The 23,580-nt window shown below is 64.2% G+C and carries 22 protein-coding genes and 1 pseudogene; 13 read left to right on the forward strand and 10 right to left on the reverse strand.

What is annotated here, in order from left to right; genetic code table 11:
• Window positions 1–90: 90 nt before the first annotated feature.
• The 7 genes from smc to IVB47_RS28310 all read left to right on the forward strand — a co-directional run bounded on the left by smc (window position 91) and on the right by IVB47_RS28310 (window position 8,672).
• Complete coding sequence (gene smc / locus IVB47_RS28280) at window positions 91–3,555, forward strand: chromosome segregation protein SMC (protein ID WP_247466207.1); 3,465 nt, start codon at window positions 91–93, stop codon at window positions 3,553–3,555.
• Window positions 3,556–3,612: 57 nt separating this feature from the next.
• Entirely contained in the window at window positions 3,613–4,590 is a 978-nt protein-coding gene (locus IVB47_RS28285; RefSeq protein WP_247466210.1) for a small ribosomal subunit Rsm22 family protein, read from the forward strand.
• 138 nt (window positions 4,591–4,728) lie between these two features.
• Entirely contained in the window at window positions 4,729–5,289 is a 561-nt protein-coding gene (locus IVB47_RS28290) for a LemA family protein (RefSeq protein WP_247466213.1), read from the forward strand.
• A 32-nt stretch (window positions 5,290–5,321) separates the two neighbouring features.
• The gene (locus tag IVB47_RS28295; RefSeq protein WP_247466217.1) at window positions 5,322–6,563 is read left to right on the forward strand and encodes a M48 family metallopeptidase; all 1,242 of its coding nucleotides are present in this window, start codon (window positions 5,322–5,324) and stop codon (window positions 6,561–6,563) included.
• A 204-nt stretch (window positions 6,564–6,767) separates the two neighbouring features.
• Entirely contained in the window at window positions 6,768–7,523 is a 756-nt protein-coding gene (locus tag IVB47_RS28300; RefSeq protein WP_027516412.1) for a hypothetical protein, read from the forward strand.
• 60 nt (window positions 7,524–7,583) lie between these two features.
• The gene (locus IVB47_RS28305) at window positions 7,584–8,252 is read left to right on the forward strand and encodes a hypothetical protein (RefSeq protein WP_247466220.1); all 669 of its coding nucleotides are present in this window, start codon (window positions 7,584–7,586) and stop codon (window positions 8,250–8,252) included.
• Window positions 8,253–8,339: 87 nt separating this feature from the next.
• A complete protein-coding gene (locus IVB47_RS28310) occupies window positions 8,340–8,672 on the forward strand; it encodes a GIY-YIG nuclease family protein (protein ID WP_247466223.1) in 333 nt (110 codons plus the stop codon).
• Between the two features lie 25 nt (window positions 8,673–8,697).
• Here the strand turns inward: IVB47_RS28310 and IVB47_RS28315 are convergent, their stop codons facing one another.
• The 7 genes from IVB47_RS28315 to petA form a co-directional block, all read right to left on the reverse strand.
• Window positions 8,698–9,237: an adenine phosphoribosyltransferase gene (locus IVB47_RS28315; protein WP_007595035.1), complete on the reverse strand. Its 540-nt coding sequence runs from the start codon at window positions 9,235–9,237 to the stop codon at window positions 8,698–8,700.
• Between the two features lie 8 nt (window positions 9,238–9,245).
• Window positions 9,246–11,411 carry an anthranilate synthase component I gene (locus tag IVB47_RS28320; protein ID WP_247466228.1) on the reverse strand — a complete coding sequence of 722 codons (2,166 nt, stop codon included), beginning with the start codon at window positions 11,409–11,411 and terminating at the stop codon, window positions 9,246–9,248.
• Between the two features lie 250 nt (window positions 11,412–11,661).
• Window positions 11,662–12,207 carry a hypothetical protein gene (locus IVB47_RS28325; RefSeq protein ID WP_247466231.1) on the reverse strand — a complete coding sequence of 182 codons (546 nt, stop codon included), beginning with the start codon at window positions 12,205–12,207 and terminating at the stop codon, window positions 11,662–11,664.
• 55 nt (window positions 12,208–12,262) lie between these two features.
• Window positions 12,263–12,718: a DUF4375 domain-containing protein gene (locus IVB47_RS28330; protein WP_247466234.1), complete on the reverse strand. Its 456-nt coding sequence runs from the start codon at window positions 12,716–12,718 to the stop codon at window positions 12,263–12,265.
• A gap of 211 nt (window positions 12,719–12,929) precedes the next feature.
• Window positions 12,930–13,604: a dienelactone hydrolase family protein gene (locus tag IVB47_RS28335; RefSeq protein WP_027568578.1), complete on the reverse strand. Its 675-nt coding sequence runs from the start codon at window positions 13,602–13,604 to the stop codon at window positions 12,930–12,932.
• A gap of 145 nt (window positions 13,605–13,749) precedes the next feature.
• Entirely contained in the window at window positions 13,750–15,822 is a 2,073-nt protein-coding gene (gene fbcH / locus IVB47_RS28340; protein WP_027568577.1) for a cytochrome b/c1, read from the reverse strand.
• 62 nt (window positions 15,823–15,884) lie between these two features.
• Window positions 15,885–16,415 carry a ubiquinol-cytochrome c reductase iron-sulfur subunit gene (gene petA / locus IVB47_RS28345; RefSeq protein WP_026232845.1) on the reverse strand — a complete coding sequence of 177 codons (531 nt, stop codon included), beginning with the start codon at window positions 16,413–16,415 and terminating at the stop codon, window positions 15,885–15,887.
• A gap of 278 nt (window positions 16,416–16,693) precedes the next feature.
• Here petA and IVB47_RS28350 point away from each other — a divergent pair, with 278 nt between their 5' ends.
• The 6 genes from IVB47_RS28350 to IVB47_RS28375 all read left to right on the forward strand — a co-directional run bounded on the left by IVB47_RS28350 (window position 16,694) and on the right by IVB47_RS28375 (window position 20,406).
• Window positions 16,694–17,152 carry a tRNA (cytidine(34)-2'-O)-methyltransferase gene (locus tag IVB47_RS28350; protein ID WP_007595044.1) on the forward strand — a complete coding sequence of 153 codons (459 nt, stop codon included), beginning with the start codon at window positions 16,694–16,696 and terminating at the stop codon, window positions 17,150–17,152.
• Between the two features lie 19 nt (window positions 17,153–17,171).
• Window positions 17,172–17,804 carry a 7-carboxy-7-deazaguanine synthase gene (gene queE / locus IVB47_RS28355; RefSeq protein ID WP_247357029.1) on the forward strand — a complete coding sequence of 211 codons (633 nt, stop codon included), beginning with the start codon at window positions 17,172–17,174 and terminating at the stop codon, window positions 17,802–17,804.
• 17 nt (window positions 17,805–17,821) lie between these two features.
• A complete protein-coding gene (locus tag IVB47_RS28360) occupies window positions 17,822–18,187 on the forward strand; it encodes a 6-carboxytetrahydropterin synthase (RefSeq protein ID WP_247357255.1) in 366 nt (121 codons plus the stop codon).
• Between the two features lie 4 nt (window positions 18,188–18,191).
• Complete coding sequence (gene hemF / locus IVB47_RS28365) at window positions 18,192–19,091, forward strand: oxygen-dependent coproporphyrinogen oxidase (RefSeq protein WP_247357030.1); 900 nt, start codon at window positions 18,192–18,194, stop codon at window positions 19,089–19,091.
• A complete protein-coding gene (locus tag IVB47_RS28370; RefSeq protein ID WP_247291257.1) occupies window positions 19,088–19,834 on the forward strand; it encodes an HAD family hydrolase in 747 nt (248 codons plus the stop codon). The genes hemF and IVB47_RS28370 overlap by 4 nt, the downstream gene beginning before the upstream one ends.
• Window positions 19,835–20,202: 368 nt before the next feature.
• Entirely contained in the window at window positions 20,203–20,406 is a 204-nt protein-coding gene (locus IVB47_RS28375) for a DUF2158 domain-containing protein (protein ID WP_027516401.1), read from the forward strand.
• Between the two features lie 112 nt (window positions 20,407–20,518).
• Here IVB47_RS28375 and IVB47_RS28380 read toward each other — a convergent pair whose 3' ends face one another.
• From IVB47_RS28380 to IVB47_RS28390, 3 genes and pseudogenes are all read right to left on the reverse strand, one after another.
• Complete coding sequence (locus IVB47_RS28380; RefSeq protein ID WP_346730817.1) at window positions 20,519–21,592, reverse strand: TauD/TfdA family dioxygenase; 1,074 nt, start codon at window positions 21,590–21,592, stop codon at window positions 20,519–20,521.
• Window positions 21,593–21,854: 262 nt separating this feature from the next.
• Window positions 21,855–22,157 (reverse strand): hypothetical protein, encoded by a 303-nt coding sequence (locus tag IVB47_RS28385; RefSeq protein ID WP_247357033.1) that lies wholly within the window; start codon window positions 22,155–22,157, stop codon window positions 21,855–21,857.
• A 172-nt stretch (window positions 22,158–22,329) separates the two neighbouring features.
• Window positions 22,330–23,580: pseudogene (locus tag IVB47_RS28390) on the reverse strand (DNA-binding response regulator); the annotation flags it as partial.

A 23,580-nucleotide genomic window follows, 5' to 3' on the forward strand; every position in this document is an offset into this window, starting at 1 on the left:
GCCTCGCGCGACTCGCCCGGATAGCGACATTGCCTTCCATGGTATTGTCCCGGCAGGGGGATTCGCGCCTGCCAACAGAGATGCGTGCTTATGAAAATCACCCGCCTGCGCCTTCACGGCTTCAAGTCCTTCGTTGAGGCCACCGACTTCGTCATCGAGCCCGGCCTGACCGGCGTGGTCGGCCCTAACGGCTGCGGCAAGTCGAATCTCGTCGAGGCGCTGCGCTGGGCGATGGGCGAGACCTCCTACAAGTCGCTGCGCGCCGCCGACATGGACGCGGTGATCTTCGCCGGCTCCGGCAATCGCCCCGCGCGCAACCACGCCGAAGTGACGATGACGATCGACAATTCCGATCGCACCGCGCCGGCGGCGATGAACGACAGCCAGCTTCTGGAAATCTCCCGCCGCATCGAGCGCGAGGCCGGCTCGGTCTACCGCATCAACGGCCGTGACGTGCGCGCCCGCGACGTGCAGATTCTGTTCGCCGACGCCGCCACCGGCGCGCGCTCGCCGGCCCTCGTCCACCAGGGCAAGATCGGCGAGATCATTCAGGCCAAGCCCGAGCAGCGCCGCCGCGTGCTGGAAGACGCCGCCGGCGTCGCCGGCCTGCACGCCCGCCGCCATGAGGCCGAGCTGCGGCTCAAGGCCGCCGAAACCAACCTCACCCGCGTCGAGGACGTGATCGGCCAGCTCGCAGGGCAGATGGAAGGCCTGAAGAAGCAGGCCCGCCAGGCCGTGCGCTATCGCGAGGTCGCGGCCAAGGTCCGCAAGGCGGAAGCCACCCTGTTCCACCTGCGCCGATCCAGCGCCCATGCCGACGTCAACGAGTCCGGCCACACCCACGATCTCGCGGTCCGCGAGATGGCCGAGCGGACCCAGCACCAGGCCGAGGCCGCCCGCATCCAGGCGATTCGCGCTGCCGAAATGCCGGCGCTGCGCGATGCCGAAGCCCGCGCCGCAGCGGGGCTGCAGCGCCTCACCAACGCCCGCGAGCTGCTCGATCGCGAGGAAGAGCGCGCCAAGGAGCGCGTCACTGAGCTCGAGCGGCGCCTCGCACAGTTCGAAGGCGACATCTCGCGTGCCCAGCAGCAGACCATGGACGCCGATGTCGCGCTGCAGCGCCTCGACGCCGAAGATGCCGAGCTGAAGGAAGAGATCAAGTCGCGCGTCGAGAAGCGCTCCGGCGTCGATGAGCGTGTTGCCGAAGCCGAGGCGGTGCTGACCGAGACCGAGCAGCAGTTCGCCGAGCTCACCACCGCGCTCGCCGATCTCACAGCCAAGCGCAATCAACTCGAAGCCAACGTTCGAACCCACCGCGACAAGCTCGCCCGGCTGGACCAGGAGATTTCGAACGTCGCGGCGGAAGAGCAGAAGCTCACCGAGGCGACCGGCGGCTTCGGCGATCTCGACGAGCTGACCGCGACGGTCGAGAACGCCGAGCAGACACTGGCGGCCTCGGAAGCCGCGGCTCAAGCCAGCGAAGCCGCGCACGTCGCGGCGCGGCAGACGCTGGAATCCTCGCGCTCGCCGCTCGTCGAAGCCGACAAGCGCGTGCAACGGCTCGATACCGAGGCGCGCACGATCTCCAAGATCCTCAACGGCGAGACCAAGAATCTGTGGCCGCCGATCATCGACGGCATCACCGTCGACAAGGGATTTGAAAAGGCGATCGGCGCGGCGCTTGGCGACGATCTCGACGCGCCGGTCGATCCGTCCGCGCCGATGCGCTGGACCAATGCCGGCGTCACCGACGGCGATCCGGAACTGCCCGAAGGCGTCGTGCCGCTCGCCAGCCACGTGCAGGCCCCGGCCGAGCTGACCCGCCGCCTAGCGCAGATCGGCGTGGTGCCGCGCGAGCGCGGCGCCGAGCTGGTCTCGCAGCTCAAGACCGGCCAGCGGCTGGTGTCGCCCGAAGGTGACGTCTGGCGCTGGGACGGTTTTGTCGCAGCCGCCCACGCGCCGACCGGCGCAGCACGGCGGCTTGCCGAGCGCGCCCGCCTGATCGACATCGAGAACGAGCTGGAGCAGGCCCGCATCGACGCGCAGATCAAGCGTCAGGCGCTGGAGAACGCCGAGGCCGAGCTGCAGATGGCGGCCAGCACCGAAGGTGCGAGCCGCGAAGCCTGGCGCGCCGCGCAGCGCGAGCTCAACGTCGCGCGCGAGCGTCATGCCACTGTCGAGCGCGAAATCAGCCGCCACGCCGCGCGCAAGGCGACGCTGTCGGAAGCGCACAGCCGCCTGGCCGCCGACCGCGCCGAGGCCGAAGCCGCCTACGAATCCGCCGAAGCCGGGATCTCCGAGCTGCCGTCGAGCGAGGACACCGAAACCCGTCTCGCCGCCGTCCGCAGCGACATCGAAGGTCATCGCCGCATGGCCGCTCAGGTCCGCGCCGAGGCACAGGCGCTGGCGCGCGAAGCCGAGCTGGCCGACCGCCGCGTGCAGGCGATCCTCGCCGAACGCACCGAGTGGCAGAACCGCAAGGAGAGCGCCGCCTCCCACATCGACACTATCCAGGCGCGCATCGCCGAAGTCTCGATCGAGCGAAGCGACCTGGAGAACGCGCCGGCCGTGTTCGCAGAGAAGCGCAGCGCGCTAATCACCGAGATCGAATACGCCGAAAACGACCGCCGCATGGCTGCCGATGCGCTCGCCAGCGCGGAAACCGCGATGGCCGAGACCGATCGCGTCGCCAAGCTGACGCTGGAGGCGCTGTCGAGCTCGCGCGAGGCCACCGCCCGCGCCGAGGAGCGCATGGAAGGCGCACGGCGCCGGCTCGAGGACATCGAGCGCGAGATCCGCGACATGCTGGAAGTCGAGCCGCAGGCCGTTGCCGGCCTCGCCGAGATCGAACCCGGCGCCGAGCTGCCGCCGCTGCACGACATCGAGGAAGACCTCGAAAAAATGCGCCGCGACCGCGAGCGCCTGGGGGCGGTCAATTTGCGCGCCGAGGAAGAGCTGCGCGAGGTCGAGACCCAGCACAACGGTCTGGTCACCGAGCGCGACGACCTCGTCGAGGCCATCAAGCGGTTGCGCCAGGGCATCCAGAGCCTCAACAAGGAGGCGCGCGAGCGGCTCCTGACCTCGTTCGAGGTCGTCAACAACCACTTCAAGCGCCTGTTCGTCGAGCTGTTCGGCGGCGGCGAAGCCGCGCTGCATTTGATCGAGAGCGATGACCCTCTCGAAGCAGGTCTCGAAATCATCGCCAAGCCGCCGGGCAAGAAGCCGCAGACGCTGTCGCTGCTCTCCGGCGGTGAACAGGCGCTGACCGCGATGGCGCTGATCTTCGCGGTGTTCCTCACCAACCCCTCGCCGATCTGCGTGCTGGACGAAGTCGACGCGCCGCTCGACGACCACAACGTCGAGCGCTATTGCAACCTGTTGCACGAGATGACCGCCTCGACCGACACCCGCTTCATCATCATCACCCACAACCCGATCACGATGGCGCGGATGAACCGCCTGTTCGGCGTCACCATGGCTGAACGCGGCGTCTCGCAGCTGGTGTCGGTGAACCTGCAAGAGGCGGTGGACATTCTCGACCAGAACGTGGCGTGAGCTTCCGGTCGTTCCACACCCATTGACGTCATCATCCGCGAAAGCGGATGATCAAACATGATCTCTCCGACCCTCCCCGCCGAACTGAAAGCGGCCCTCGACGGCAAGCTGCAGGGCTTTTCCCGCACCGACGCTGCGCAGCGATCGCAGAAAATCTCGACCACTTATCGCACAGGCGGCGGCTCCGGCACGATCAAGTCGGAGGCCGATGCGCTCGCCTATGCGTTCGCGCGCATGCCGGCGACCTACGCGGCGGTGGCGGCCAGTCTGAATGCGCTGACCGAGATCGTACCGGACCTCGCTCCGGAAACACTGCTCGACGTCGGCGCAGGTCCGGGCACCGCGAGCTGGGCCGCGGCGGAGGCGTTCTCCTCGCTGCAGGATTTCACCCTGCTCGACGCCAACGCCACGCTCAGCCGTCTCGCGCTCGAACTGGCGCGCGACAGCACGCGTTTGGCGGATTGCCGCTATCTGCCGGGCGATGCTGGCGCGAACCTCGCCGAGGTCTCGCAAGCCGATCTCGTCGTCGCGAGCTATGTCATCGGCGAGCTCAGTGAAGGCGATCAACGCAAGCTCGCGGAAGCGATGTGGGCGAAGGCGCGCCACGCGCTGGTCGTGATCGAGCCCGGCACGCCCGCCGGCTACGCGCGCATCCTCGCTTTGCGCCAGCAACTGATCGCCGCGGGCGCCTACGTCGCCGCACCCTGCCCGCACGAAAAGCCGTGTCCGCTGATGGCGCCCGACTGGTGCCATTTCTCCCGGCGCTTGCCGCGCTCGCAGGCTCACCGCCAGATCAAGGGCGCCGAGGTGCCGTTCGAGGACGAGCGATTCATCTACGTGGCGCTGACCCGTACGCCGCCCGCAACCCGCGCCGCGCGCGTGCTGGCGCCGCCGGATATCGGCAAGGCAGAGATCACGGCCAAGGTCTGCACCGGGGAAGGCCTCGCGATCACGAAGGTGCCGCGCCGTGACAAGGCCGCCTATGCGAGCGCCCGGCGCTGGCGCTGGGGCGATGCCGACCTGTCCGAAAGTTAACCTCCTCCGGCTCTTTCATCTTGAACTCGGATAGCCCCTCATCCGACCAAATCCTACCTTCCCTCTGCGCCGGGCTCTCGCTCCGCGCCAATTTGGTCTACCCTAGCGCCCGCCTTCTTCCCCCTTCAGGAGTTCTCCATGTCGACCGGCTGGATCGTCCTCGGCGTTATCGTCGTCCTCGTGTTCTTTGCCTTCGCCGCCTACAACCGGCTGGTGGCGCTGGGCCAACGCGTCGGCCAGGCCTTTGCCGACGTCGACGTGCAGCTCAAGCAGCGTCACGATCTGATCCCGAACCTGGTCGAGACGGTGAAGGGCTATGCCTCGCATGAGCGCGGCACGCTCGACGACGTCATCAAGGCGCGCAATTCGGCGATGTCGGCGCAGGGACCGGCGCAGGTGTCCGCGGCCGAGACCCAGCTCTCCGGCGCGCTCGGCCGGCTGATCGCGCTGTCGGAGGCCTATCCCGACCTCAAGGCCAATGCCAATTTCCAGCAGCTCGCCAGCGAGCTGTCCGACCTCGAGAACAAGATCGCGGCCAGCCGCCGCTTCTTCAACAACGCGGTCCAGGAATACAACACCGGCATCCAGCAGATGCCCGCCGCTCTGTTCGCCGGCATGTTCGGCTTCACCAAAAAGGACTTCTTCGATCTCGGCGCCAGCCGCACCGAAATCGAGGCCACGCCGCAGGTGAAGTTCTGAGTTGAGCCGATAGGCCGGCAGGGCATCGCGTCATGGCCGCGTATGGTCTCTACACGCACATCGCCTCGAACAAGTTTCGTTCGATGCTGCTGCTCGCCGGCCTGTTCGCGCTGGTCTATGTGCTGGTCTATGCCGGCGCGCTGATCGCTGAAGTCGTCATCAACGGCGACGAGACAGTGGTCCATTATCTGAGACGCGCCTTCTATGATCTGAAAGTCGCCGCACCGGTTGCGACCGTCGTGGCAGCGGCCTGGATCGTGATCGCCTATTTCTTCCACCAGTCGATGATCGATGCGGTGACCGGAGGCCACGACGTCACCCGGCAGGAACAGCCTCGGCTCTATAATCTGCTCGAAAATCTCTGCATCTCGCGCGGCATCACGATGCCGAAGCTGAAGATCATGGAGAGCCCGGCGCTGAACGCGTTCGCGACCGGCCTCAACCCGCGGCAATATTCGGTCACCGTCACCACCGGTCTTCTCAATGCGCTTGATGACAAGGAGATCGAGGCGGTGCTGGGCCATGAGCTGACCCACATCAAGAACGGCGACGTGCAGCTCATGGTGGTCGCCGTCATCATCGCGGGTGTGGTCGGGTTCTTCGGCGAACTGTTCTTCCGCCTGTTCACGAATTTCAGCTGGGGCTCCGGCGGCTCGTGGTCGTCGGGCTCCTCCTCGTCGTCACGATCGTCCTCGTCGTCGAGCGACAGCAAGAGTTCGGGGGGCGGCGCGGTGATCGTCATCATCATCGCGGTCGTGCTGATCGTGGTGGCCTGGCTGTTGTCGCAGGTGGTGAAGCTCGCGCTGTCGCGCTCGCGGGAATATCTCGCGGACGCGGGCTCCGTCGAGCTGACGAAAAACCCGGACGCCATGATCTCGGCACTGCGCAAGATCGAGAACCGCGGCGAACTACCGGGCGCAACCTCGGCAGTGATGGAGCTCTGCGTCGACAATCCGCGCGAGGGGTTTGCCGATTTGTTCGCGACCCACCCTTCGGTGCAGTCCCGGGTCGATGCGCTGGTCAAGTTCGCCGGCGGCCATGATCCCGGCCCGCTGCCGCCTCCCGCCGACGGGACCGAGGAGCCAGACACGCAGGCCGACCGGCCGGACGCCCCACCGGCGCTGCGGCAGGGTGCCTGGAATGACGCTGACGGCGCGGCCAATCCGCCGCCGGTGCCCGCACCCAGCTCAGCCGGAACCGCCAGCAGCAACCCAAGAGGCAATCCCGTGCGCAATCCCTTGGGCAATCCCTTGGGTCCTTGGGGCCGCCATTGAGCGCGATTTGACGCCATGCGCGGCGGGTTTCGTCGCGATTGGGAAAAACCTCGGGAATTGCCGTAACTGGGGTCTGCGGAATTGAATTCTCCCTTGTTTCTGCCATGTTCGCGCCCAACAGCAGACTTGGGACATCTTTGCGACATCGATTTGGGGCCCGGCCGATTGCGACTTCGCGATCGGGGGGCGCGTTAGGGGACAGCAATGGCAAAGCCGGCAGTGGTTGTGGTGGGCGCAGACAAGGGCGGGGTTGGCAAGACCACCGTGTCGCGCACCCTGCTCGATTATTTTTCCGCCAACAACGTGCCGACGCGCGCCTTCGACACCGAGTCGCCGCGCGGAACCCTGAAGCGCTTCCACCCTGACATCACCGAGATCGTCGACATGACGACGACGTCGGACCAGATGAAGATCTTCGATACGCTCAACGCGACGAGCCCGTCGGTTACCGTGATCGACGTCCGCGCCGGCCTGCTCTCGCCGGCGCTCGCCTCCTTGCGCGACATCGGTTTCCTCGACGCCGCCAAGGCCGGCCAGATCACCTTTGCCGTGTTCCACATCCTCGGACCCTCGATCGCCTCTCTGGACGAAATCGCCGAGACCGCAGGCTTCATGGGGGGCGCGAAATATTTCCTCGTCAAGAACTTCATCAACGATACCCAGTTCTTCCAGTGGGACCAGGCGACTTACCAGTCGTATTTCAACCGCATCAAGGACGCGACCGAGCTGACCATCCCCAAGCTCAACGAAATGGCCTATGAGCAGGTCGAGGTGTCCTCCGTCCCGTTCCTGAAATTCGTCGCCAACAAGGGCATCAACGACGAGGCAGCGAACTATTCGTTCGTGCTGCGCGGCTATGTCCGGCATTGGCTTGCGAACGTCTGGAGCGAATTCGACCGGATCCGGCTGACCGATATCGTCGGCTCGACGAAATCCGGGAGCCGCAACAGCGAAAAATAGTTGCGCAAGCCGGGCGGATACGGCTGGATTGGTCGCCAAGTTCGACTGATATAGCTATCGATGCCCGCGACGCCCCTCTACATCATTTGTTCGCCCCGCCCGCAGGTCGGCAAGACCCTGCTGGCGCGGCTTTTGAGCGAATTTTTGCTGCTCAAGAACGGCAACGTCGTGGCCTTCGACGTCAACCTGAAGGAGCCGTCGCTGCTCGACTATCTGCCGAAGATCACGGAGACCGCCGACGTGATCGACACCTATGGCAAGATGCAGCTGATGGATCGCGTCATCGTCGATGACGGGCTTGCCAAGGTGATCGACCTCGGCTTCCACGCCTTTGACGAGTTCTTCAAGATGACCGAGGAGATCGGCCTGTTGAAAGAGGCGGCGCGCCGCCACGTCGCGCCGATGATCCTGTTCGTTGCGGACACCGACCGCGTCTCGGCCCGCGCCCACGAGATGCTGCGCGAACAGATCCCGCGGATCAACCTGATCACGGTGGACAACGAGCACATCGTGCGCGGCGAGCTGCCGGAAGCGATGGCCGGCGGCCGGCTGCTGCGCCTGCCAGCGCTGCCCGGCTTCCTGAAGACCTATATCGGCCGCCTGAACTTCTCCTTCACCGGCTACCTGCGCCAGGAGAAGGATGCTTCGACCGAGCTGCACCAATGGACCCGGCGCAATTATCTCGCCTTCCGCGAGCTCGAGCTCAGCCTGATCCTGCAACGGTCCTGAATATTTTACCCGGATAATATTGACGTCGAGCGGCCCTTCGGTTACTGGAGTTTACGCACCAGCGTTCCTCACCAAGGCCCTTTCACCGTGACCATAGACCGGAAAGCAGCGATCGCCGCCTACAAGGACCGGAAGACCGTTGCGGGCATCTACGTCGTCCGCTGCGCGGCCTCGGGCGAGGCTTGGGTCGGTCAGGCCCCGAACCTCGAGACCATCCAGAACCGCATCTGGTTCTCGCTGCGCCAGGGTAGCCACACCTGTCGTCGCCTCCAGGCTGCGTGGAACGCCCATGGCGAGGCGGCCCTGACGTTTGGTGAATGTGAGCGTCTGGAGGATGAGGAGACTGCCTATGTCAGGAATGCGCTGCTCAAAGAGCGCATGCTGCATTGGCTGTCGGAGCTAAAGGCCGAGCCGATCTGAACGTCACCAGCGGCGCGGTTGCCGCTCAGTGCCCCTCGAACGTCATCAGCGTGCGCACCGGCACGTCCATCGCGCGCAGCTTGGCGGCGCCGCCGAGGTCCGGCAGGTCGATGATGAAGCAGGCGGCGACCACATTGGCGCCGATCTGGCGCAGCAATTTCACCGCGCCTTCCGCGGTGCCGCCGGTGGCGATGAGGTCGTCGACCAGGATCACGCGCTCGCCGGGCTGGATGGCGTCGACATGCATCTCCATCTCGTCGATGCCGTATTCGAGAGAGTAAGCGATCCGCACGGTGGTGTGCGGCAGCTTGCCCTTTTTCCGGATCGGCACGAAGCCGGCCGAAACCTGATGCGCCACCGCGCCGCCGATGATGAAGCCGCGCGCTTCCATGCCGGCGACCTTGTCGATCTTGTTGCCGGCCCAGGGATTGACGAGTTCGTCGACCGCGCGGCGGAACGCACGCGCATCCGCGAGCAGCGTGGTGATGTCGCGGAACAAGATCCCGGGTTTCGGGTAGTCCGGGATGGTGCGGACGCTCGCCTTCAGATCGTGGTCAAAAGTCATGGTGCCTCTCAATCAGCGCGCGCATCCAAACGGAACGCGTTCTCGACAATTCGTAAGCCCACCTCGCCGCTGAGCGACATCAGCGATTCCGGATGGAATTGCACACCGGCGACCGGCAGGGTCTTGTGCTCGAGCGCCATGGCGACGCCGTCCTCGGTGCTGGCGGTGACGGATAGCACCTCCGGCATGCTGTCGCGCTCGACATAGAGCGAGTGATAGCGGCCGATCACGATCTCGTTCGGCAGATTGCGCATCAGCCGCCCGCCGCGCACCTGCACCCGCGAGGGCCGGCCGTGGGCAGGATGCGTGAGCTGCCCGAGCTCGCCGCCGAAATACTCGCCGATCGCCTGGACGCCGAGGCAGACGCCGAACACCGGCAGCTTGGTCTCCAGTGCCGCGTCGATGGTCTTCTTGATGCCGAAATCCTCAGGTCTGCCGGGCCCGGGCGACAGCACGAGCAAATCCCACCGCTTCTGCTTGAGCATGTCGAGCGCATGCACATGGCGAACTACGGTGACATCGGCGCCGACCTGGCGAAAATAATCGGCCAGCATATGCACAAAGCTGTCGTCATGGTCGATCAGCAGTACCCGCTTGCCGCTTCCGGTGGCATCGGGCGCGAAGGCCGACAGCGGCTTTGGCGGATCGCCGCGCAGCGCCTGGAACAGGGCCGCGGCCTTGACCTGGCATTCGCGGTCCTCGGCGGCGGGATCGGAGTCGAACAAACAGGTGGCGCCGACACGCACTTCCGCGAGGCCCTCCTTCATCCGGATGGTGCGGATGGTGAGGCCGGTGTTGATGCTGCCGTCGAAATTCACCGCTCCGATCGCGCCGGCATACCAGCGGCGCGGCGAGCGCTCGTGATCCTCGACGAACTGCATCGCCCAGAGTTTTGGTGCGCCGGTGACGGTGACGGCCCAGGCATGGGTGAGGAACGCATCAAGCGCATCGAACCCTGGACGCAGCATGCCTTCGACATGGTCGACGGTGTGGAAGAGTTTTGAATAGGTCTCGATCTGCCGGCGCGCCAGCACCTTGATCGTGCCGGGAACGCAGACGCGCGCCTTGTCGTTACGGTCGACGTCGGTGCACATGTTGAGCTCGAACTCGTCCTTTTCGGAGTTCAGGAGCTGGCGGATCTGCTCGGCATCACCGATCGCATCGGTACCGCGCGCGATCGTCCCCGAGATCGGGCAGGTCTCAACCCGGCGTCCGTCCGAGCGCACGAACATTTCCGGAGAAGCCGAGACGAGAAATTCGCCCTCGCCGAGATTCATCAGCGCGCCGTAGGGCGACGGATTGATGACGCAGAGCCGCTGGAACACTTCGGCCGGCGAGCGGTCGCAGGGCTCGGCGAAGAGCTGCCCCGGCACGGCCTCGAACAGATCACCACGCGCAAAGGCGGCGCGCGCGGTCTCGACCGTGGCCTGATATTCGCCGGGGGCGTGATCGGCAAAGCCCTGGCGCGGTGTCTTGAGGTAGGGGCTCTCGGCGGTCTCGTGCGGCAAGCCCGCGGTGGACTTGCCCTTCCACGCGAAATCGTAAGTGAGCACGACGCCGCGGCCGGTGGCGCGGTCATAGGCGAGCAGGCGGTCGGGGACGTAGAGCACGATGTCGCGCTGGTCGCTCTCGCGCGCGCGCTTCTGCACGAGATCCTCGATCTGGAACACGAGGTCGTAGGCGAAGGCACCGAACAGGCCGAGCACCCCGTCGTCATTGGCGGAGAACGCGGCGACGAGATCGCGCACCAGCGACATCACGCTGGCGCGCCGCGTGCGCTGGTCTTCGTCGATCGGGGCTTCGCCGCGAATGATATGACCAGCAAGGCGCGTGGGCGTCGTCTCTGAGATCACGACGCAGGGTTCGCGCAAGACGTCAGCGAGGAAGGCGATCAGCACCTCCCCGCGCGCGTTCAGTGCTTCCAGCTTGAAATTGACGCCGGTGGTCTCGAGCTTGAGCGGCGGGTCGGAGAAGCCGAGGTCAAAACTCTCGTAGCGGCCGGGCACGGTCGTGCCCGACGACAGCACCACGCCGCGGCGGCGGTCGAGCAGGCTGACGAGATCGTCGAGCCGGTTGGCGCCGCCGGAAAACTGTTCCGCCACGCGCGTGATCGCAAGCCCTGCGCGGGTCACGTAGTCGCTTCGAGCCGGAAGGGCAAAGACGGTCCTGTTCATGGGGTCCTCTTACGAAACTTGTCGAGGGAACGCCACACAGGACAAACGATCAGGCCGCCGCACTGCGTGGGCGACCTCAGACGATTTTGGGAGAATAAATCGCACCGGCCACCTCTTAGGAGGTGCGCCACCAAAGACGGGATGGGCGGACGGCGGTGCTCATAGGGCGGATACTCACCATGGCGCGGGGACGGCGTCAAGAGTGGCTGGGGTCGGCTCGACTGCAAAATGGCGCAAATCGCAACGAGGGTTATGGCCGGTCTTGCAGGCTGTTGCGCCCCACGGCCGCGTCTGCGGCATGACGCTCGATTTCGTCTCGCATGACCCTGAGCACGAGCTCGCCACCAGATCCGATGACCTGGGCGCGGTCGCCCAAGGTTTCGATCAAAACGCTGGTCTCTCCTGTGACCGCACACCAAATGGCTCGATCGTCGCTCACGCTCAAGGCCGTGATCGCCGCGGTGGGACCCAGACTTAACTTCCGCAACAGCAGGTCGATCGCTTCGGCCGCAAAGTTTTGCTCGGCAATTCTCAAGAAATTCTGGATCGTGTCAGTCCCCACAGTCGACAGCCGCGCGCCCACTATCGTAGGGGGCGTCGCAAGTTGATAAAGTCGTCCACCCGCCTCATCAAAGACGCATAGCCGCGAGCCCTTGTTGGTCCTTACGCCGAACGCCGTGCATTGCTGCCCCTCCACATCGGTGTCGAATCCTGGAAGCACCATAACCTTGAGCTCTGGGTCAGGCCTTACCGCCCCGCAGGCCGCCGCGACCGTGATCTGCAAATCGTCAGTCATCTGGAAGCTGATGTGGCGAACGCTTTGCCATATCCGGCGGTGGGACCGATGTGGGTTAAGCTGCGCAAGCCGCTCGATTTCCAGAAGAATACTGCTCCTGCGCGATGGCGCGCAATTCGGGCCAGCTTGCGATCCATCGGGCCGCGAGTGATGTCATTGGTTGCTCTCGTTCTACCGCATAGAAGCGCTTATCAAGCGCGCTGAGCGCCGCGGCGCGGTTTTCGAATCCGGTCTGCAGCGCAGCCTCGCCGGGATGTGCCTCTACCCAGGCGATCATCTCCTGCAAGATCTGGTGTTGCGAGCTCGCTCCCATCGCCTCCAATCCAGCGAGTGCATCGCCGGACGTCGTTGGGAGCATCGCGAGCCCTGTGTTGCCGATGAACTGGCTGTGACCGCCGTTGCAGACCTGAGCGAGATAGTAGTCGGCATGATAGGCCTGTATGGCCACGGCCGGGAGCTCACCTCTCGTGTAGACGCCGACGTGCTGAATTTGGCTGACATAGTCGACCACAGCGCCGGTTAGATGACCGGCCTTCTCGGGGTCCCGAGCCGCTTCCAGCGCTTTTGCGTGGCACCACAATCTTGGTCAAGCGGCCATCCACAATCATCGTGCTCTCCAGCAGTCGCATGGTGGAAACCCCTGCGACTGCACTATGATTGCGGTGATTGATTTTCAATCGTGGCGCGGCAGTAGTGCTGATCGCGGTCCGTCGGCGACCAGCCTACCCCAGATGCTTCCTAAAAAACTCCGTCGCCCTGCCCCAGGCGAGCTCGGCGGCTTCGCGGTCGTGGACGGCCTGGCGTTGCTCGTTGACGAAGGCGTGCTCGGCGTCATAGCGGAACAGCTCCAGCGACTTGCCGGCGGCCTTCATAGCGTTTTCGAAGCCGTTGACCAGTTCCGGCGTGCACCAATCGTCCTTGTTGGCGAAATGGGCCTGGAGCGGGATCTTGACGTCGGCGGGCTTGGCGGCCTGCTCCGGCGGAATGCCGTAGAACACGACGCCGGCCGCGAGCTCCGGCACATGCACCGCGCCGATGATGGTGACGGCACCGCCGAGGCAGAAGCCTGTCAGCCCGACCTTGGCGCCGTTGCGCGACAGATATTGAGTGGCGCCGCGCACCGTCTGCGTGGTGGCGTCCATGAAATCGAGCGAGTTCATTTCTTTGCCGGCGGCGTCGGTGTCGTGATACGGCACCACCTTGCCCTTGTAGAGATCGGGCGCCAGCGCATCGAAACCGGCCAGCGCGAAGCGATCGCACAGGCCCTTGATCTGGTCCGACAGCCCCCACCATTCCTGGATGACGACCACGCCCGGCGCGTTGCCGCGGGCGGCGTTAGCGAGATAGCCCGATGCGTCCTTGCCGTCCGGGCGCTTGAAGGTGATGGCGGTTCCCATGGTGTCCTCCGACGAGTTTCTGGGGAAGCGATTGCTGGTATTTTGGCGGCTGCGCGGGCGATAGGCAATCGCGCCTGACAACACACTCTCGTGCCCGACAAAAAAGCCCCCTTGCGGGGGCCTCTTCATTCTCGCCTCAGGCCGCTCAGTGCGAGTCGGCCCAGACCTTCTTCTTGGTGAAGTACATCAGGCCGGCGAAGATGATCAGGAAGATGAACACCTGGAAACCGAGGCGCTTGCGCGCTTCCATGTGCGGTTCGGCGGTCCACATCAGGAACGTGGTGACGTCCTTGGAATATTGCGCGATCGTGGTCGGCGAGCCGTCGTCGTAGGTGACCTGGCCATCGCTGAGCGGCTTCGGCATCTTGATGGCGTGGCCCGGGAAATACTTGTTGTAGTAGGACCCCTCCGGGATGGTCACGCCTTCGGGCGCCTTGTCCTCAAAGCCCTGGAGCAGCGCCGAGACGTAGTCCGGGCCCTGCTCCTGATACTGGGTGAAGAAGTCGACGATGAACATCGGGAAGCCGCGGCCGTAGGAGCGCGCCTTGGTGATCAGCGACAGATCGGGCGGCGCCGCGCCGCCGTTCGCCGCACGCGCGGCCTGCTCGTTCGGAAATGGCGAGGGGAAATAATCCGCCGGCCGGCCCGCGCGCTCGAACATGTCACCGGCGTCGTTCGGGCCGTCCTTGACCTTGTAGTCGGAGGCGAAGGCTGCTGCCTGCGCGACCGAATAGCCGGGACCGCCGGCTTCCGCGAGGTTGCGGAAGGCGACGTAGGACAGGCCGTGGCAGTTGGCGCAGACTTCCTTGTAGACCTTCAGGCCGCGCTGGAGCGCACCGCGGTCGTACTTGCCGAACGGACCGGCGAACGACCATTTGTTGCCCGGCGGTTTGTCGCTGCCTTCGGAGGCACGCGCGCTGTCGGCTGAGCCCGCAAACAACGCGCCGGCCAGCGCAAGCACGATCGCACTCGACACCATCGGCGTCGACCTGCTCCCGGTTTTGGCCAGGACGGCATCCGAGATCGAGTTCGGCACCGGCCGCGGCTTCTCGATGCGCGAGAGCAGCGGCAGCACGATCAGGAAGTAGGCGAAGTAGCAGAACGTCAGGACCCGGCCGGCGATCACGTAGATACCTTCCGGCGGCTGCGCGCCGAGATAACCGAGCAGGATGCAGACCGCGACGAAGATCCAGAAGAACTGCTTGGCCAGCGGACGGTACTTCGACGATTTGGTCTTGGCAGCATCAAGCCAGGGCAGGAAGCACAGGATGATGATCGCCGAGAACATCCCGATCACGCCCGCGAGCTTGTTCGGGATCGAACGCAGGATCGCGTAGAACGGCAGGTAATACCATTCCGGCACGATGTGCGGCGGCGTCACGCCCGGATTCGCCGGAATGTAATTGTCGGCGTCACCGAGGTAATTCGGCATGTAGAAGATGAACCAGGCGTAGAGCAGCATGAAGCAGGACACGCCAAACATGTCCTTGATGGTCGCATGCGGCGTGAACGGAACCGTGTCCTTCTCCGTCTTGGGCTCGACGCCATCAGGGTTGTTCTGGCCGGAGACATGCAGCGCCCAGACGTGGAGCACGACGACGCCCGCGATCAGGAACGGCAGCAGATAGTGCAGCGAGAAGAAGCGGTTCAGCGTCGGGTTGCCGACCGAATAGCCGCCCCACAAGAGCGTCACGATGCTCTCGCCGACATAGGGAATGGCGGAGAACAGATTGGTGATGACGGTGGCGCCCCAGAAGCTCATCTGGCCCCAGGGGAGCACGTAGCCCATGAAGCCCGTCGCCATCATCAGCAGGTAGATGATGACGCCGAGGATCCAGAGCACCTCGCGCGGCTCCTTGTAGGAGCCGTAATAGAGGCCGCGCAGCATGTGGACATAGACGGCGACGAAGAACATCGAGGCGCCGACGGCATGCATGTTGCGCAGCAGCCAGCCGTAATTGACGTCACGGACGAGCAGCTCGACCGATTTGAAGGCGAGGTCGGCATGCGGCGTGTAGTGCATCGCCAGGATCACGCCGGTTAGGATCTGGATCCCCAGCATGAACGAGAGGATGGCGCCGAAGGTCCACCAATAGTTCAGGTTGCGCGGGGTGGGATAGACCACGAAGGAGGAGTGCATGAGGCCGAGGATCGGCAGACGTCGCTCGATCCATTGCAGGGCCGGATTGCTCGGCTGGTAGTCGGATGGTCCGCTCATGATGCGATCCTGAGGAAATAGTACGACGAGACGGCGCGAAGCTTCGGACGAGGGCCCGAGGCTCAGCCGATCTGGATTTTGGTGTCGGAAACGAACTGGTACGGCGGCACCGGCAGGTTCGCGGGCGCGGGCCCCTGGCGGATGCGGCCGGACGAATCGTACTGCGAACCATGGCAGGGGCAGAAGAACCCGTCGTAATTGCCTTCATGGGCGATCGGGATGCAGCCGAGATGGGTGCAGATGCCGATCACGACCAGCCACTGCTCGTGGCCGGACTTGACCCGGGCCTCGTCGGACTGCGGATCGGGCAGGCTCGCCACGTTGACGGCGCGCGCCTCGTCGATCTGCTTCTTGGTGCGGTGGCTGATGTAGATCGGCTTGCCGCGCCAGAACACCTTGATGTCCTGCCCCTCGGCGACCGGGCTGAGATCGACCTCGATCGGCGCACCGGCGGCGATGGTCGACGCATCAGGATTCATTTGGGAAATGAAGGGCCAGAGCGCGGCTGCGCCCCCTACTGCTGCAGCTGCCCCCGTTGCAACGAATAAGAAATCACGGCGTGTCGGATGGTCCGCCGAAGACGCTGTCGTCACGATTCCAACCCTTTCTTCTTATGCAGCCGGCGGAACCGCTCCAGGAGCCCCCAAGGTCCCCAGAACAGCCTGCCGGCGCCCGCGGCCCCCCGCGGCGGCAGAACTTCACGTGCCCCCACCAAAACAAGGCGAAAACAGCAGTCCAGAATCGTTCTATTGGCACCCTTGCCGGGCGAGCGCAAGCCCGCTATCGGCGCGGGAGCGTGCAATGCACGAATTCCGCGGCCAGCGATGTTTTATTGAGACATTTCCGGCCCGCACCGAACCCGGCACAGCCCATGCAGATAGCGCTTTTCCAACCCGACATCCCCCAGAACACCGGCACGATTCTCAGGCTCTGCGCCTGTCTGGGCGTGGCCGCCCATATCATTGAACCGGCGGGCTTCCCCGTCTCCGACCGGCATTTCCGCCGGGCGGGAATGGACTACCTCGATCAGGTCAGCATCGTCAGGCACGACTCCTGGTCGAAATTCGAGCAATGGCGCGCGGCGCAGGGCGCCCGCCTGCTGCTGTTCACCACCAAGGGGGCGACCGACTACCGCGATTTCCGTTACCAGACGGCGGACATCCTGCTATTCGGGCGCGAGAGCGCCGGCGTCACCGAGGCGGTGGTCGAGGCGGCGGACGCGCGGCTGGTGATCCCGATCGCTCCGGGGCTGCGGTCGCTCAATGTCGCCATGACCGCGGCGATGGCCGCAGGCGAAGCACTGCGCCAGCTTCGGAACCCGCAAGTTTGAGATTGTCGAGGAGAGACGGTTGAGTTACGCGGTCAAGGAAATCTTCCTGACACTGCAAGGCGAAGGCGCCCACGCCGGGCGCGCGTCGGTATTTTGCCGTTTTGCCGGCTGCAATCTCTGGAGCGGGCGCGAGACGGACCGCAGCGAGGCCACCTGCAAATTCTGCGACACCGATTTCGTCGGCACCGACGGCACGCTCGGCGGGCGCTATGCTTCGGCTGCGGAACTCGCCGGCACCATCGCGGCGCAATGGACGGCCTCCACCGACAACCGTTACGTGGTGCTCACCGGCGGCGAGCCGCTGCTCCAAGTCGATACCGCGCTGGTCGAGGCGCTTCATGCCCGCGGCTTCGAGATCGGGGTCGAGACCAACGGCACGATAGCCCCGCCCGAGGGTCTCGACTGGATCTGCGTCAGCCCGAAGGGCGGCAGCGATCTTGTGATCCGGCGCGGCCACGAGCTGAAGCTGGTCTATCCGCAGCCGCTCGCCATGCCGGAGGCCTTCGCGGATCTCGCCTTCGAGCGCTTCTCGCTGCAGCCGATGGACGGGCCCGAGGTCGCCCAAAACACCGCGGGCGCCATCGACTATTGCCTCAATCATCCGCAATGGCGGCTCAGCGTGCAGACGCATAAGTCGCTTGGTATCAGATAGGATTGGTTTTCGAACAGATGTGGGAATTGACGAAATCGTTTCGCTTCGAGGCGGCGCACTCATTGTCGGGAACGACGTTCGGCGCTGATAGCGAAGAGATCCACGGCCACTCCTTTCGCGCCGAGGTGACGCTGCGCGGCACGCCCGATCCCAAAACCGGCATGGTGGTCGATCTCGGCCTGGTCCAGCGCGCCATCGAGGACGTGCGCATGACGCTTGATCACAAGTACCTCAACAAGATCGAGGCGCTGGGCACGCCTACGCTGGAAAACCTCTCGCGCTTCGTGTGGGAGCGGCTCGCCCCTATCGGCAAGCTCACCCGCGTCAGCATCCACCGCGACAGTTGCAACGAGAGCTGCACCTATTACGGTCCGCAGGGTTGAGAGAATGACATCCACATTGGACCCGAGCTTGATCGAAGACCGCAAGACCCGCGCACGCGCCTGGTTCGAAGCCCTGCGCGACGACATCTGCGCGAGCTTCGAGCGGCTGGAGGACGATGCCCCGCAAAGCCTTTATTCGGGCGAGCCGGGCCGCTTCAAACGCACGCCGTGGCAGCGTACCGATCATACCGGCGCGGCCGGCGGCGGCGGCGTGATGTCGATGATGTCAGGCCGCCTGTTCGAGAAGGTCGGCGTGCACTGCTCCACCGTGCACGGCGAATTCGCGCCCGAGTTTCGCGCGCAGATTCCCGGTGCGGCGGACGACCCGAAATTCTGGGCCTCCGGCATCTCGCTGATCGCGCATCTGCGCAATCCGCACGTGCCGGCGGTGCACATGAATACACGCTTCGTCGTCACCACGAAAGCCTGGTTCGGCGGCGGCGCCGATCTCACGCCGGTGCTCGACCGCCGGCGCACGCAGGACGATGCCGACAGCATCGCCTTCCACGCCGCAATGAAACAGGCCTGCACGCAGCCGAACGGCATCGCCGATTACGACAAGTACAAGAAGTGGTGCGACGAGTATTTCCACCTGCCGCATCGCAAAGAGGCGCGCGGCATCGGCGGCATCTTCTACGACTGGCATGACAGCGGCGACTGGGACGCCGACCTTGCCTTCACCCGGGATGTCGGCCGCGCCTTCCTGAAGATCTATCCCGACATCGTGCAGCGCAATTTCGCGACGAGCTGGACCGCGGAGGATCGCGAGGAGCAATTGATCCGGCGCGGCCGCTATGTCGAGTTCAACCTGCTCTACGACCGCGGCACCATCTTCGGTCTCAAGACCGGCGGCAATGTGGATTCGATCCTGTCGTCGCTGCCGCCGGAGGTGAAGTGGCCATGACGACGATGAAGCCCGCAATGAGGCCGCTGCCGCGCGCCATGCTGATCGACATGGACGACACCATCCTGTCGGCCTATGCGCGGCCCGAGATCGCCTGGAACGCGATCACAGCGGAGTTCGCGGAGGAGCTCGCGCCGCTGCCGCCGCAACTGGTCGCAAGCACCGTCCTGGCGTTCGCGAAAAACTTCTGGGCCAATGCGGACGCCTCCTGGCGGATGAAGCTCGCCGAGGCCCGGCATCTCACCGTCAAGGGCGGCTTCGCCGCGCTCGCGGCCGCCGGTCATCGCGCCCTGCCCGACGACCTCGCCATTCGTCTCGCCGACCGTTTCACCGCCTATCGCGAGGAGGAGATGTTCGTCTTCCCCGGCGCGCATGACGCCATCGACAGGCTCAAGGCGCTCGGCATCAAGCTCGCGCTGGTGACCAACGGCGCCGCCGACACCCAGCGCGCCAAGGTCGAGCGCTTCGAGCTGGCGCATCGCTTTCACCACATCCAGATCGAGGGCGAGCACGGCTTCGGCAAGCCCGAGGAGCGCGCCTATCTGCACGCGATGGACGCGCTCGGCGTCACCGCAAGAGACACATGGATGATCGGCGACAATCTGGAATGGGAAGTCGTGACGCCGCAGCGTCTCGGCATCTACGCGATCTGGATCGACGTGCATGGCGACGGCCTGCCCGAAGGCTCGGCGGTGAAGCCCGACCGCATCATCCGCTCGCTGACAGAACTGCTGCCGGGCTGACTGCAATCAGGGTGCGCAAACAAAAACATTGAAAACAACCCCATGCACAGTAGACGGCCGCAGCAGAATCAAGGACTTGCGGTAAACGCAAACTGCGGATCTGACGAAATCATTTGCTCCGTCGGGCAAAACAGGCGCATGGTGTCATGGTCGCGACGCACGGGACGGAAGAGCCCTTGCGCCACCCATCGAACAGGCGCCATTGCCTCTCGTGATGGGATCGCTCCGGCCTAAAGCTCTCTGATCGATTTCAGCAGCCCGGCCGGCGCATGCGCGCTACCGCAACACATCCACTGACCAAGTAGCCCGTGATCGGCATGTCATGCCGGTTTGCTAGCTTCTCCGTCAATCAACCGAAAGGACCATCCATGGAACTAAAAGCCGGCGATATTGTCATGCTGAAATCAGGCGGGCAGCCGCTCACCGTCGCTGACGTGAAGGGCGACGACGTGATCTGTCTCTGGATGGGCGCAGAAGGCGATCTGTTTCGCGAGACGCTGCCGCTCGCGGTGCTCGATCGACTGGAAGAGCTCGACGACGAAGACGAGGATGATGACGAAGACGAGGAGTAAGCGCGGCTGAGGCCGCGTCCTCGTAGGTCGGAGTGCTCGGCTCCGCCCAACCTGATGTCCGCTCCTCTGCCGAAATCGGCACAAGAGCGGACATCGCTGGATGCTTGGAACGTCAATCCAACGGGACGTTCAAACTGGTACCTTTGGTGATGATGCCGCCGCGGTTGCCAATCTCAATCGAGCCATAGCGCTGTTTGAAACAGTCGGGCAGCGGCCGGTCGCCTTCCATGCTGAGCCAAAGGCGCAACAGATGACGCTTCTGGCCTGCATCGGGCCAATCACGGAATCCGGTCCGGTCATGCAGCAAGGCATGATTGTAAACGAACTGCATGTCACCCGGCTGAAGCCGCATGCCGAAATGCAGCCCGGGATCATTTGCGAGCGTGTCGAAGAGATCGAGCGCCTCGACGTGAGCCGGAGTCAGTCTCGGCGCATCGGGGAAGCGCTGCGCACTATCGATATACTGGCGCTGATAGAACCCGGTCAGGAACCCCGCATGCCAATTCAGCACCGGGATTTCAAGATATGGCTTTTCGTTCTCCGGCACCTCGCCTCGCCGGTCTGTCGCGATCGGATCAAACAAGAGGGTGGCAAGGTCGGGACGCTTGTCAAACATCTCGTTGTAGATTGTCGTCGTACTGACAAGGAGAGAATCCCCTCCCTCCATCGCCTCGCGAATGCATAACAATCCAACCACGTCGGACGAATCCGTGTGGAATGTCTGCCGTTCCGAGGTTTGATAAATGCGGGTATTCGGATCCTTCGCATCGGCGCCGGTGTCACGGACGTGACCGAGAATGTGACCCGCTGCATTCTGAGACCGCGCCGATCCAAGATGCGCGCCCACCCCACAAAATATCGTCGCGGCGAGCTCCTGGTTATATTTTGCCACCGGCAGGCCGCGGATCACTTCGAAGCCAAGGCCAGCCAGGAGCGTTGTCTTAAGCTCTTCCAGATGCGCGCCGAAGCGGGGAAGCGGAAAGCTTTCCTTCGTGATCTCGGCAATTCTTTTGTTTTTGCCCAGATACGTTTCAGCCGCGCCCTCAAGTTCCGCGATCTCGCCGGCTGCAAGCGATATCAACCATCGATTGGGATTGGCTTTCATCTCAGCGCCCCGCCAGGCAGACGGGATATCGACCTTCCCTGGAGGGCGATGGATCCCGCCGGGCACTGAGACCACATTCATAGTGTTGGCTCCTGAAAGATCGGACGTCAGACATGCGGGCGGACGATCGACGATATTGTGCCGACCGCTTGTTTGCAACTTGACTGAGGCGCAGCCCTGAGCCGAGTGCATTGTCGCCGCGAGGAGGTCCGTTCCAGGCAGTCGCGTGTTAGGTGAGCCGCTTCCGCCAAAATGATTACAACACGGCCGCTCGTTCGACCGATCCAAGCTCGGGAAAAAATGGAAACAGCCGGAACGTTCGAGAAGCTGATTGAGTTGAAAGTCATGCGCCTTGCGCTTCGGTCAAGGCCGCACCAAGCGGCCCGATCAAGCTCCTGGAAGAGGCGAAAACTGCTCTCCGGCGTGCCTTCTGCAGCACGGCCGCGCGAGGATCGCGATGTACACGACGGCGATATACGATGAGCTGAGCCAGATCGAACGCGAGGTCGTCGAAGGAGAACGGCGGCTCGCCGAGCAAGAGGCGCTGATCATTGAAATGAAGCGCCAGAACGAGGACACAGCCAAAGCCGAAGGCGAACTCGAACGGATGCGCATGGAGCAGCGACGTCGCGATCAGGATCGGCAACGTCTGCTCTCACGGCTGCAACCCTGAACAATTCAGCAAAGAGGCTGATCCGCGGAAGCGTTACGTTTCTGAGACGCGAGACCAGGCAGATGCGCTCGCCGATACGTTCGGTCGCGGGAAGTCTCTCACCAAAGTCGGAGCCCGCCAGTCATTGCCCCGTCGCGATCACAGTTCAAATCAGCAAATCATGATGCACAGGCACAATGGCTTGATGCGCACCGCTATTGCCGTGATCGTCCGCGTGTCCGTTCAGTGCATGAGGGACGATGTTGACGTTAAACCCGAGGCCTTCTTCCTGACTGGACGGAACGTGCGAACCCAGCGGATCATCGAGTTTTTTAAGCTCACCCACCGCGACAGGAGTAGCAGGGGTTGCGCCTTTATCGAAGCGGAACACCGGTCCTTGGTCCAGGCCGCCGGTTTCGAACGCAGCTTTGGTCGGGTGTGCCTCTTCTGATGCGACTGCAGCAGATTGCGCAGGGTGCTGCGAGTTACCGCGTCCGGCGTTACCGCCTGCTGCGACGCTCGGCTCTGTGATGTCGGCTGCTTGCGACGCGTTCGCAGAGGCCGAGTGTAACTCGTTGTCCGGGTTGCCGTGGTCCACGGTGGCTGGTTCTGCCGTCTTCGCTGGTCCCTGCCCCGCATCAAAAGCCGAAGCGTGATGCTCGGCGCCATGGCCGACGCTGTTGCCCGGCTTGGAGCCAGCTTCAGTCGATTCCGCGGCTGCTCCCTTTGCAGATCCCGGCTCCGAAACGTGCTGCGAGTTGCCGTGGCCTGCGCTGGCGGCCGTTGCGACGCCCGGATCGGTCTCAGCTGCGTCCGATGCGTTTGCAGCGGATGAGTGCCCGGATTTGCCGTGTTCCGCAGCCCCTGTTTCTGCCGTCGTTGCTGATGCTTGCGCGGCTTCAGAAGCCGAAGCGTGATGATCATCGGCGCCATGGCCGCCATCATTGCCCGGTTTGGAGCCAGCTTCACTTGCTTCGCTGGCTGCCGCCTTCGTAGAGTCTGGCTTCGAAGCGTGTTGCGAGTTGCCGTGGCCAGCGTTGGCGGCCGCTGCGGCGCCCGGATCGATATCGGCCGCGTCCGATGCGTTTGCAGCGGATGAGTGCCCGGATTTGCCGTGTTCCGCAGCCCCTGGTTCTGCCGTCTTCGCTGGTCCGTGCGCCGCATCAGAAGCCGAAGCGTGGTGCTCGCCGCCGTTGCCCGGTTTGGAGCCGGCTTCAGTCGGTTCGCCGGCTGCCGCCTTTGCAGACTCTGGTTTCGAAGCGTGCTGCGAGTTGCCGTGGACTGCGCCGGCAGCCGTTGCGGCGCCTGGATCGATCTCGGCTGCGTCCGGTGCGGTTGAGTGCCCGGATTTACCATGATCCTCGCCCGCTGGTTCTGCCTTCTTCGTTAACCCTCCCGGAGCCTCAGAGGCCTTATC

The organism is Bradyrhizobium sp. 62, from assembly GCF_023073035.1.
GTDB lineage: Bacteria > Pseudomonadota > Alphaproteobacteria > Rhizobiales > Xanthobacteraceae > Bradyrhizobium.

Excerpts from the sequence above, each read along its gene's own strand:
- IVB47_RS28335 (WP_027568578.1), bottom strand. The coding sequence starts at position 13,604 with ATGGGAACCGCCATCACCTTCAAGCGCCCGGACGGCAAGGACGCATCG.
- IVB47_RS28375 (WP_027516401.1), top strand. The coding sequence starts at position 20,203 with ATGGAACTAAAAGCCGGCGATATTGTCATGCTGAAATCAGGCGGGCAG.
- IVB47_RS28360 (WP_247357255.1), top strand. The coding sequence starts at position 17,822 with ATGTGGGAATTGACGAAATCGTTTCGCTTCGAGGCGGCGCACTCATTG.
- hemF (WP_247357030.1), top strand. The coding sequence starts at position 18,192 with ATGACATCCACATTGGACCCGAGCTTGATCGAAGACCGCAAGACCCGC.
- IVB47_RS28370 (WP_247291257.1), top strand. The coding sequence starts at position 19,088 with ATGACGACGATGAAGCCCGCAATGAGGCCGCTGCCGCGCGCCATGCTG.
- IVB47_RS28305 (WP_247466220.1), top strand. The coding sequence starts at position 7,584 with ATGCCCGCGACGCCCCTCTACATCATTTGTTCGCCCCGCCCGCAGGTC.
- IVB47_RS28315 (WP_007595035.1), bottom strand. The coding sequence starts at position 9,237 with ATGACTTTTGACCACGATCTGAAGGCGAGCGTCCGCACCATCCCGGAC.
- IVB47_RS28295 (WP_247466217.1), top strand. The coding sequence starts at position 5,322 with ATGGCCGCGTATGGTCTCTACACGCACATCGCCTCGAACAAGTTTCGT.
- IVB47_RS28325 (WP_247466231.1), bottom strand. The coding sequence starts at position 12,207 with ATGACTGACGATTTGCAGATCACGGTCGCGGCGGCCTGCGGGGCGGTA.
- IVB47_RS28290 (WP_247466213.1), top strand. The coding sequence starts at position 4,729 with ATGTCGACCGGCTGGATCGTCCTCGGCGTTATCGTCGTCCTCGTGTTC.
- IVB47_RS28380 (WP_346730817.1), bottom strand. The coding sequence starts at position 21,592 with ATGAATGTGGTCTCAGTGCCCGGCGGGATCCATCGCCCTCCAGGGAAG.
- IVB47_RS28320 (WP_247466228.1), bottom strand. The coding sequence starts at position 11,411 with ATGAACAGGACCGTCTTTGCCCTTCCGGCTCGAAGCGACTACGTGACC.
- IVB47_RS28300 (WP_027516412.1), top strand. The coding sequence starts at position 6,768 with ATGGCAAAGCCGGCAGTGGTTGTGGTGGGCGCAGACAAGGGCGGGGTT.
- fbcH (WP_027568577.1), bottom strand. The coding sequence starts at position 15,822 with ATGAGCGGACCATCCGACTACCAGCCGAGCAATCCGGCCCTGCAATGG.
- IVB47_RS28350 (WP_007595044.1), top strand. The coding sequence starts at position 16,694 with ATGCAGATAGCGCTTTTCCAACCCGACATCCCCCAGAACACCGGCACG.
- IVB47_RS28285 (WP_247466210.1), top strand. The coding sequence starts at position 3,613 with ATGATCTCTCCGACCCTCCCCGCCGAACTGAAAGCGGCCCTCGACGGC.
- smc (WP_247466207.1), top strand. The coding sequence starts at position 91 with ATGAAAATCACCCGCCTGCGCCTTCACGGCTTCAAGTCCTTCGTTGAG.